Source organism: Variovorax sp. CAN15 (assembly GCF_030462475.1).
In the GTDB taxonomy this organism is placed as follows: Bacteria; Pseudomonadota; Gammaproteobacteria; order Burkholderiales; family Burkholderiaceae_C; genus Variovorax.
The window spans coordinates 1-9,228 of the sequence record NZ_JASMRZ010000127.1; the positions used below are offsets into that span (position 1 = coordinate 1).

At 69.4% G+C, this 9,228-nt stretch carries 9 protein-coding genes and 1 pseudogene; 3 read left to right on the forward strand and 7 right to left on the reverse strand.

The genetic code is table 11. The features are described 5' to 3' along the window. The coding region (locus QMO14_RS31790; RefSeq protein WP_301512056.1) for an aspartate aminotransferase family protein at nt 1–1,266 on the reverse strand (1,266 nt) is incomplete at its 3' end. 120 nt (nt 1,267–1,386) lie between these two features. On the opposite strand from QMO14_RS31790, the gene QMO14_RS31795 reads away from it, so the two are divergent. Beyond that, a complete protein-coding gene (locus QMO14_RS31795) occupies nt 1,387–2,265 on the forward strand; it encodes a MurR/RpiR family transcriptional regulator (protein WP_301512057.1) in 879 nt (292 codons plus the stop codon). 7 nt (nt 2,266–2,272) lie between these two features. On the opposite strand, the gene QMO14_RS31800 is transcribed toward QMO14_RS31795, so the two are convergent. From QMO14_RS31800 to QMO14_RS31815, 4 genes are all read right to left on the reverse strand, one after another. Beyond that, a complete protein-coding gene (locus QMO14_RS31800; protein ID WP_301512058.1) occupies nt 2,273–2,968 on the reverse strand; it encodes a GntR family transcriptional regulator in 696 nt (231 codons plus the stop codon). 250 nt (nt 2,969–3,218) lie between these two features. Next, a complete protein-coding gene (locus QMO14_RS31805; protein WP_301512059.1) occupies nt 3,219–3,680 on the reverse strand; it encodes a (2Fe-2S)-binding protein in 462 nt (153 codons plus the stop codon). A gap of 34 nt (nt 3,681–3,714) precedes the next feature. Next, on the reverse strand, nt 3,715–5,985 hold the full coding sequence (locus tag QMO14_RS31810; RefSeq protein WP_301512060.1) for a xanthine dehydrogenase family protein molybdopterin-binding subunit: 2,271 nt from the start codon (nt 5,983–5,985) through the stop codon (nt 3,715–3,717). A 34-nt stretch (nt 5,986–6,019) separates the two neighbouring features. Next, nucleotides 6,020–6,604, reverse strand: a complete 585-nt coding sequence (locus QMO14_RS31815) for a TetR/AcrR family transcriptional regulator (RefSeq protein ID WP_301512061.1) — start codon at nt 6,602–6,604, stop codon at nt 6,020–6,022. 425 nt (nt 6,605–7,029) lie between these two features. On the opposite strand from QMO14_RS31815, the gene QMO14_RS31820 reads away from it, so the two are divergent. Then, a complete protein-coding gene (locus QMO14_RS31820) occupies nt 7,030–7,395 on the forward strand; it encodes an SPW repeat protein (protein ID WP_301512062.1) in 366 nt (121 codons plus the stop codon). Nucleotides 7,396–7,464: 69 nt separating this feature from the next. On the opposite strand, the gene QMO14_RS31825 is transcribed toward QMO14_RS31820, so the two are convergent. Further along, nucleotides 7,465–8,961 carry an efflux transporter outer membrane subunit gene (locus QMO14_RS31825; RefSeq protein ID WP_301512063.1) on the reverse strand — a complete coding sequence of 499 codons (1,497 nt, stop codon included), beginning with the start codon at nt 8,959–8,961 and terminating at the stop codon, nt 7,465–7,467. A gap of 18 nt (nt 8,962–8,979) precedes the next feature. After that, a complete protein-coding gene (locus tag QMO14_RS31830) occupies nt 8,980–9,114 on the reverse strand; it encodes a hypothetical protein (protein WP_301512064.1) in 135 nt (44 codons plus the stop codon). Between the two features lie 2 nt (nt 9,115–9,116). Between QMO14_RS31830 and QMO14_RS31835 the strand changes: the two are divergent. Further along, nucleotides 9,117–9,228 (forward strand): annotated as a pseudogene (locus QMO14_RS31835) (LysR family transcriptional regulator); the annotation flags it as partial.

The following is a 9,228-nucleotide window of genomic DNA, read 5'->3' on the forward strand; positions in this document are numbered from 1 at the left end:
CTGCCGGGTGGCGATGAAGGGCGGCGCCAGCAGCACGTGGTCACCCTGGCGGCCGTCGACCGTGCCGCCGAAGGGGTAGCACAGCAGGCCGCGCGACATGGCGTCCTTCTTGATGGCGGCGTTGACCTTCAGCGCCGGATCGAAGGGCGCCTTGCTCGCGCGATCGGCCACCAGTTCGATGCCCCAGAAGAAGCCGCGCCCGCGGATGTCGCCCACATGCGGATGCGCGCCCAGCGCCTCGGCCAGCATGCGGCCGAAGGCGATGCCGTCATCGCGCACCTTGGCGACCAGGCCTTCGCGGCGGATCACCTGCTGCACCGCGAGCGCGGCGGCGCAGGCCATCGGGTGGCCGAGGTAGGTGTGGCCGTGCTGGAAGAAGCCGCTGCCCATTGACATGGCCTCCACGATGCGGCGCTGCGCCAGCACCGCGCCCACCGGCTGGTAGCCGCCGCCCAGGCCCTTGGCGACGGTCATCAGGTCGGGCACCACGCCCTCCTGCTCGCAGGCATGCAGCGAGCCGGTGCGGCCCATGCCGCACATCACTTCGTCGAGGATCAGCAGCACGCCGTACTTGTCGCACACCGCGCGCACCGCCTTGAAATAGCCCGGCACCGGCGTGAGCACGCCGGCGGTGGCGCCGCCTACGGTCTCGGCCACGAAGGCGATCACGCGGTCGGCGCCCTGCGCGAGGATGGCCGCTTCGAGTTCGGCCGCGAGGCGCAGGCCGTACTGCTCGGCGCTCTCGTCGGCGCGCTGCTCGCGGTACGGGTAGCAGGGCGAGACATGCGTGGCCGGCACGAGGATCGGCGCGAAGGGCTCGCGGCGCCATGCATTGCCGCCCACGGCCAGCGCGCCCAGCGTGTTGCCGTGGTAGCTCTGGCGGCGTGCGATGAAGTGGGTGCGCTGCGGCTGGCCGATTTCCACGAAGTACTGCCGGGCCATCTTCAGCGCCGACTCCACCGCCTCGGAACCGCCGCTCACCAGGTAGACATGGCTCATGCCCTCGGGCGCGGAGCCGATCAGTTCATCGGCCAGCTGCTCGGCCACCTCGCTAGTGAAGAAGCTGGTGTGGGCGTAGGCCAGCCTGTCGATCTGCGCGTGCATCGCGGCCATCACCTCGGGGTGCGCGTGGCCGAGCGACGAGACGGCGGCGCCGCCGGAGGCGTCGAGGTATTCGCGGCCTTCGGCGTCGCGGATGAACATGCCGTGGGAGCCCGCGGCAACAGGCGGAGTCTGGCGGAGGTGGCGGTGGAAGACGTGCGTCATGGCTCGGTGTTTGGAACTAACGTTTCCGCCGAATTATTGTTTGGAACATTTGTTCCGTCAACCATCGCGTTTTCCCTGCTCCGGTACATTTGTTCCAACTCAGCCAAGGAGACACACGTCATGGGCGCCAAAGAGCAGATCCGCCAGCGTTTCAACGAACTGAGCCCCGCGCTGCAACAGGTGGCGCGCTACGTACTCGACCACCCGAACGAGGTGGTCACCGGCTCGATGCGCAACGTCGGCGCGCGCTCGCAGAACACGCCCGCCACGCTCGTGCGTTTCGCGCAACACATGGGCTACGAAGGCTGGCCGCAGCTCAAGGAAGCCTTCGCCGCCGAGATGGGCCTGGGCTCCGAAACCTACGGCGGCCGCGCCAAGCAGCTCGTCGGCCGCGCCAGCGACCAGACGCTGACCGGCGAAATGTTCGAAGTGCAGCGCCGCAACCTCGAAGTCACGCACCAGCAGAGCGGGTATGCGCTGCAGAAGGCCTGCGCGCTGATCGAGAAGGCGCCCGCCGTGCACGCGGCCGGCTTCAGGGCCTGCTTTCCGATCGCGTTCTCGTTCGTGTACGTGTACCGGCTCTTCCGCGCCAGCGTGCACCTGGTCGACGGCCAGGGCGGCTCGCTGGAGATGCAGCAGCGCGCCTTCGCCAAGGGCGACGCGCTGGTGGTGGCGAGCTTCGCGCCCTACTCGCGCGAAGCGCTGCAGGTGACGCAGGCGGCCAGGGCGGCGGGCTGCCGCATCGTCGCCATCACCGACAGCGTGGCCTCGCCGCTGTCGCTGCTGGCGGACGAGACGCTGCTCTTCACGATCAACAGCCCCTCGTTCTTTCCGTCGATCGCGGCCGGGGTGGCGGTGACCGAGGCGCTGGTCGAGCTGCTGGCCAGCCGCGCGGGCAAGCCGGTGATCCGGCGCATCGACGAGGCCGAGGCGCAGCTGTTCGAGTCTGGGGCCTACCTCACGGCGCCGGCCACGCGTGGCGGCCAAGGGCCGGCCTGAGCCTGGTTCAGGCGAGCGCCCGGGTGCGGGTCGGGTTCTTCTGGCTCAGGTAGAGCACCAGCAGATCGCGGTTGGAATTGATGTGGTCGCGCATGGCGGCCTCGGCGGCGGCGGCTTCCTGCCGGCCCAGCGCCTCGACGATGCGGCAATGGTCCGCGAACGCCTGCAGGGCCTGCTCGTGCTTGTGCAGCAGCATCGAGGCATCGCGGTTGTGGGGGCGCAGCTTGCTGTCGAAGATGATCGGCAGCTGGCTGGCGCGCTGCACCGCCTCGGTGAGCCAGCGGTTGTCCGCCAGCGCCAGCAGCTTCTGGTGGAAGGTCAGGTCCAGGTCCTGCCAGCGCGCGGCGCGGCCGTCGGACCATTCGCCGGTGTGATGCAGCAGTTCGTGCTGTTCGTCGAGCATGGCCGTCAGATCCGACAGCGCCTTGCCGTCGAGCCCGACTTCGCCGATCAGCCGGCAGCACATGCCCTCCAGCGTGGCGCGCACGCTGAAGGCGTCGTACACATCCTTGGCGTTGAAACGGCGCACCTGGAAGCCCTTGTTGGGCAGGTAGACGAGCAGCCCCTCGTCCGCCAGCCGTGCCATGGCGCCGCGAACGGGCGTGCGCGACACGCCGAGCTCGTTGGCAAGCGAGATTTCCATCAGGTGGGAGCCGGGTGCGATCTCGCCGTCGAAGATGCGGTCACGCAGGGTATCGGCCACGGACAACACTCGGGTCCGTGAAGGATCTGGGGGGGTCATCGAAAGTGGGAACTGGGGGCGGCCGGAAGCAGGCCGCGCGGATGGTACGGCTGCGTACAAAAGCTTCATATCCCCAGTTTCCGTAAAAATTTTTATTCCTGGACTTTTTCGATGATTGCGGAGAATTTATTAACCTGTGTGAACCAGCTGGGGCCTTCGGCCTTACCTTCCCGCGCCTCGGCTGCGAAGGCGAGAACCTTCGCCTGCACCGTCAGATCGCGGTCTTCCGGGCAGCGACATGGATCGCGGCGCGGATGCGCGGATAGGTACCGCAGCGACAAATGTTTCCGCTCATGGCGCCAGAAATGTCGTCGTCGCTCGGGTTCGGCGTCTTTTTGAGCAGCGCGCAGGCCGACATCAGCTGGCCGCTCTGGCAGTAGCCGCACTGCACCACGTCGACCTCGGCCCAGGCGTTGCGCAGCGCGTCGGCTTCCCTGCCCTTCAGGCCTTCGATGGTGGTCACCTCGCGGCTGCCGACCGCCTCCAGCGGCGTGACGCAGGAGCGCACCGGCTCGCCATCGAGATGCACGGTGCAGGCGCCGCACAGCGCCTTGCCGCAGCCGAACTTGGTGCCGACAAGCTGCATCTCGCCGCGCAGCACCCACAGCAGGGGTGTGTCGGGCTCGGCGTTGACGGTGACGGCCTTGCCGTTGACGGTGAGCGTGGTGGTCATGGCTTGTTCCTTCTCTTCTGTCCATCCATTTCGTTCAGGCGAGCCTCAGCGGCAGGCTGCGCAGCCGCTGGCCCGTGAGGGCGAACACCGCATTCGCCACAGCCGGCGCGACCGGCGGCGTGCCGGGCTCGCCCACGCCGCCGGGCTCCTCGCCGCTGGCGACGATCTCGACCTCGATGGCCGGGCACTCGTTCATGCGCAGCGGCATGTAGTCGTGGAAATTGCTCTGCTGTACCTGGCCCTTCTCCACCGTGATCTCGCCGTGCAGCGCCGCCGAGAGGCCGTAGACGATCGCGCCCTCCATCTGCTGGCGGATCAGGTTCGGGTTGACGGCCACGCCGCAGTCGACGACGCAGACCACCCGGTACACGCGCACCTGCCTGTCTGCCGAGACCGACACCTCCGCCACCTGCGCCACGATGCTGCCGAAGGAGCGGTGGATCGCGAGGCCGCGCGCCCTCTTCGCGCCGTCGGGTCCCGGTGCCGGCGGCTGGCTCCAGTTCGAGATTTCGGCCACGCGCCTGAGCACGCGCAGGTGGCGCTCGTCCTTTGCGAGCAGCGCGGCGCGGAACGCCACCGGGTCCTTTCCCGCGGCGGCGGCGCACTCGTCGATGAAGCTCTCGACGAAGAAGGCATTCTGCGAATGCGCGACCGAGCGCCACACGCCCGTGGGCATGGCCGACTCCACGGGCACGTGGGCGACGCGCGCGTTGGGGAAGGCATAGGCCGTGTTCCAGGCGCCGTCGGTAGCGGTGTCCATGAGCGAAGGCGCGCCCAGGCTGGAGCCGGCCGTGACGGTCTGCCACGCGAGCAGCGCGCCGGCCGCGTCGAAGCCGGCCCTGCAGCGCGCCACGTAGGCGGGCCGATAGAAGTCGTGCGCCATGTCTTCCTCGCGCGACCAGAAAAGCTGCACCGGAGCGCCGCCGGTCTCGCGCGCCAGCGTGGCCGCCTGGGTGACGAAGTCGGTGCTGTAGCGCCGGCCGAAGCCGCCGCCGAGGTAGGTCACGTGCAGCTCGACCTTGTCCGCGTCGATACCCAGCGCCTTGGCCGCGGCGCCGCGGGTGAAGCCCGGCGCCTGCGTGGGCGCCCAGACGGTCGCCTTGCCGTCCCTGAACTGCACGGTGCAGTTCATCGGCTCCATGGTCGCGTGGGCCAGGAAGGGCACGCGGTATTCGGCCTCGATGGTTTTGGCGGCCGAGCGGAATGCGGCGGCCACGTCGCCTTCGTCGAGCCGGGCGTTGCCGGGGCTGGTACGCAGGGTCTGCGAGAGCCGCTCGATCATCTCGGCGCTCGAAAGGCTGGCGGCCGGGCCATGGTCCCATTCGATGGCGAGCGCCTTCACGGCGCGCATCGCGTGGTACGGCGTGTCGGCGATCACCGCCACGCCGCCCGGCGTGGCGCCGGTGCCGATGAGCGTGGCGCCGACCGGCTCCAGCGCCATCACCTTGCGCACGCCGGGCAGCTTCTGCGCGGCGGTGGCGTCGAAACTGGCCACGCGGCCGCCAGTGGTCGGGCACATCGCGATGCTCGCGTACAGCAGGCCCGGCGGGAGCACGTCCAGGCCGAAAGTGGCGGAGCCGTCGAGCTTGGCCGCGCCGTCCACGCGCCGCGCGGGCTGGCCGATGAGCTTGAAGTCGGCCGGCTTCTTCAGCGCCACCTGCGCCGGCAGCGGCTGCTGCGCGGCCTTCGGGGCCAGTTCGCCGAAAGTGGCGCTCTTGCCGCTGGCCTGGTGCAGCACCCGCCCGGCCTCGGCGCGGCACTCGGCAGCCGGCACCTGCCACAGCGCGCCGGCCGCGCCCAGCAGCATGGTCCGCGCCGATGCGCCGGCTTCGCGCAGCGGCACCCACTGGTCGGTGATGCTCGACGAGCCGCCCGTGCCCGAGAGCCCCGGGATCACGCGCAGCAGCTTGCTCATCACATGCTGCGTCGAGCGCTTCAACGCGCCCTCGTCGCCGGGCCGGAAAGGCAGCGCGTCCAGGATCGCCGCCTGGTTGTTGTAGATGGCGTCGGAGCCGGCTGTCTCCAGCCGGATCTGCTCGAGCGAGGCGCCCATCTCTTCGGCCAGCAGCATCGACAGCCCCGTGTGCGTGCCCTGCCCCATTTCCGACTGCGACATCATCAGCGTGACCGTGTTGTCGCTGCCCACCTTGACCCAGCCGTTGAGCGCGACCTGCCCCGGTGCCACGGGCAAGGGCCGCGACGCCGTCAGACGCGACGCGACCGGCATGGAGGCCCAGCCGACGACGAGGGCACCGACGGCCCCCACCGTGCCGAGGACGAAATGGCGGCGCTTGAGCTTGGGCATGATGTGGTTCTTTCGTGGGGCTGCGTGAATGGAATCAGGCGTCGGCGACGACGCCGCGCCAGAAGGTCTCGAAGCCGGCTTCGCAGTAGCCGGCGCGCCCTTTCCTGGTCTTCGCCTGCGCGACGAAGACCATCGTGGTCTCGGCCATCGCGCCCAGCATCGCGCCGAGGAAAGGCAGCGGCTGATCGCGTATCAACCCGTTGCGGATGCATTCCTTCGCGAGCACTTCCAGCCGCAGGAACGGCGCCATGCCCGCGGCCTTGCTTTCCTCGCTGACCTGGTCGGACACCTTGAGCTGCGAAACCACCTTGGATTTCTCCGGGTTGTCGACGCCCCAGTACACATAGCGGTCCCAGATGTGGCGGTACTTGGTCTTGAGGTCGGCCTCTTCGGGCCAGTCCGCGAGCATGACCTCGGCGAGTTCGGTCTTCAGCTGGCGGTAGAGCTCGTTGACCAGCACTTCCTTGTTCGCGAAGTAGGTGAAGAGCGTGCCCTCGGCCACGCCGGCCGCGCGCGAGATGGCCGAGGTGGGCGTGCTCCACGCGCCCCGGCTGGCGAACTCGGCAATGGCTGCATCGAGGATCGCGTTGCGCTTGTCTTCGCTTCTGGGTCTGGCCATGTCTCGCGGCGGCGGTCTTTATTGATTGAGTACGTGCTCAATTATAAAAATGCGTTCCGGCGGCCGGCAACCGGCGACCCGGTCCCCAACGTCGAAGTCTTCGGGCGCGGACTGGCTGCCTTGCCTGCAGCGGGCGAAAGCTATGCCGCCGGGGAAAGCGCCTGCCGACTGGATCTGGACTACCTGCTGCTACGGCTGCTTCAGGGCCTGCTGCTCGCTCCGACCATGACCGCCGAGTCGCGCCCCGTTCTGGGGCTTGCAGATCATGTCGACCGACTCGCTCCGCCGGCAGGTGACCATGCCGTGCAAATGGGAAACATTGGAGTTGCCGCTCTAGGCACGGCACCGCCACGGCAGGAACCCCGCGCCGGAGGCAAGGGTCAAAGAACTGTCGCGGCGCCTTGTCGCGACAGGAGGTAATGACCATGAAGCAAGTGAAGCATTGGCAAGACCCCGTCAACGCCGTCGCCGGCGCCTGGCTGATCGTCTCGCCCTGGGTCCTGGGCTTTTCGGGCATGACGGCCGCCATGTGGACGATGGTGGCGACCGGCATCGTGCTCGGCGCGGTGGCGCTGGGTGCGACCTTCGTGCCGCGACAGTGGGAAGAGTGGACCGAAGTCGCGCTGGCCGCCTGGCTCGCCGTGTCGCCCTGGGTGCTCGGCTTCCGCGGCACGGAGACGGCGATGGTCAACGCGGTGCTCGTGGCCGCGGTGATCCTGGTGCTGGCGCTCTGGGTGCTGGTGACCGACAAGGACTACCTGGGCCACACCATCGACCGTCCGGCGCATTGACATGAGCCGGGCCGTCCCCGTTCGGGACGGCAACGGCGGCCACGCCAGGCCGCCGTCAGGCACGGACGCTCACTGCCTGGTGGTGGGTGAAGCGACGGGTTGCGCCTGCGCGGCGCCCTCCATCCACCCGGCCTGCCAGCCACCGCCCATCGCCTGGATCAGCGCGATGGCAGTGGTCTGGCGGTTGACCTGCAGCTGCACCAGCGTGCGCCGCGCGCTGAGCGCGGCGGCCTGTGCCGTGACCACGTCGGTGTAGCTCACCTGCCCGGCGCGGTAGCGGTTGAGCAGCTGCTGCTCGGTCTTGTCCGCCGCCGCCGAAGCCTCGCGGCGCAGGCCTTCCTGCTGCGCGAGCGTGGCGCTCGCGGTCAGCTGGTCTTCCACTGCCTGGAATGCCGTGAGCACGGTCTGGCGATAGCGCGCCACGCTGGATTCGTAGCCCGCCTTCGCCGAATCGACGTTGGCCGCGATCGCGCCCGCGTCGAACACCACCTGCGCCACCGACAGCCCCAGCCCCCACAGCGTGTTGGACGAGCTGAACAGGTCCTTCACCCGGCTGACGTTGCTGCTGCCGACCGAAGCCGTGAGGCTGATGTTGGGGAAGTAGGCAGCGCGTGCGATGCCGATCTGCGCATTGGCCGCCGCCACCGAGCGCTCGGCCGCCGCGATGTCGGGCCGGCGCTGCAGCAGCGTCGAAGGCACGCCAAGCGGCACGCCCGGCACCGTGGGCGTCCATTTCGCGGCCGGCAGGTTGAAGTCCGCCGGCGCCACGCCGATCAGCGCCGCGATCGCGTGCTCGTAGGTGGCGCGCGTGCGCTGCAGGCCCACCAGGTCGGCCTTGGCATTCACCAGCTGCGTCTGCGCCTGCAGCACGTCGGTCTGCGCGGCGATGCCGGCCGCGTAGCGGTTGCTGGTGATCTCGAAGGCGCGCTGGTAGCCCTGGATGGTCTCGTCGAGCAGCACGATCTCGGCGTCGGCCTCGCGCAGCGAGAAGTAGTTGGTCGCCAGGTCGCCGATGGCCGACAGCCGCGCCGCGGCCAGGTCGGCCTCGCTGGCCTGTGCGTTGGCCTGCGCGCTGCTCACCGCCTCGCGCAAACGGCCCCAGACGTCCGGCGTCCAGCTCGCGCCCAGCGATGCCGAGAAGCTGTTCGACGGGCTCGAAGTGCTGCTGCCGCCCACCGTGCCCGAGCGCTTGCCGCTGCCGTCGAGCGACACCGACGGGAACAGCGCCGCGCGCTCGCCGCGCACCAGCGCCTGGGCCTGCGTGTAGTTGGCCACCGCCGCGGCGATGTTCTGGTTCGACACCTGCACGCGCCCGGCGAGGTCGTCGAGCGTGGCGTCGCCGAAGAGCTTCCACCACTCGCCACGGTCGAGCGCATCGGCCGGCGCGGCGGGCAGCCAGCCCTCGGCGGCCTTCTGCTCCTTCCAGCCGGCCGATGCGGCGGTGGCCGGCTGCTCGTAGCGCGGGCCGACGGCGCAGCCCGCGAGCGCGATCATGGCGGCCAGCGCGATCGCCGAGAGCGAAAGGCTGGAGGTGGAAGCGGAAGAAGAGGAAGGCAATGCGGTCATGTCGTTGTCGGTTTTCGCTCAGGCGGCCGTCACACGGCTGAGCTCGTGTTCGTTGGCGCCGCGGCGGCGCAGCTTGTCGAGCAGCAGGTAGACCACCGGCGTCGTCAGCAGGGTCAGCAGCTGGCTCGCGATCAGCCCGCCGATGATGGCCACGCATCGCCGTGCGCGACGCGCTGCTCGCGGGCTTCGGCCTGAGCCTTGTCCCGCGCATCTACGTCGAGACCGAGCTGGCCTCGGGCCGGCTGGAGGCGGTGCTCGAAGACTGGG

Bases quoted from the DNA above. Each gene is read 5' to 3' on its own strand.
- QMO14_RS31795 (WP_301512057.1), top strand. From the start codon at position 1,387: ATGGGCGCCAAAGAGCAGATCCGCCAGCGTTTCAACGAACTGAGCCCC.
- QMO14_RS31805 (WP_301512059.1), bottom strand. From the start codon at position 3,680: ATGACCACCACGCTCACCGTCAACGGCAAGGCCGTCACCGTCAACGCC.
- QMO14_RS31810 (WP_301512060.1), bottom strand. From the start codon at position 5,985: ATGCCCAAGCTCAAGCGCCGCCATTTCGTCCTCGGCACGGTGGGGGCC.
- QMO14_RS31815 (WP_301512061.1), bottom strand. From the start codon at position 6,604: ATGGCCAGACCCAGAAGCGAAGACAAGCGCAACGCGATCCTCGATGCA.
- QMO14_RS31820 (WP_301512062.1), top strand. From the start codon at position 7,030: ATGAAGCAAGTGAAGCATTGGCAAGACCCCGTCAACGCCGTCGCCGGC.
- QMO14_RS31825 (WP_301512063.1), bottom strand. From the start codon at position 8,961: ATGACCGCATTGCCTTCCTCTTCTTCCGCTTCCACCTCCAGCCTTTCG.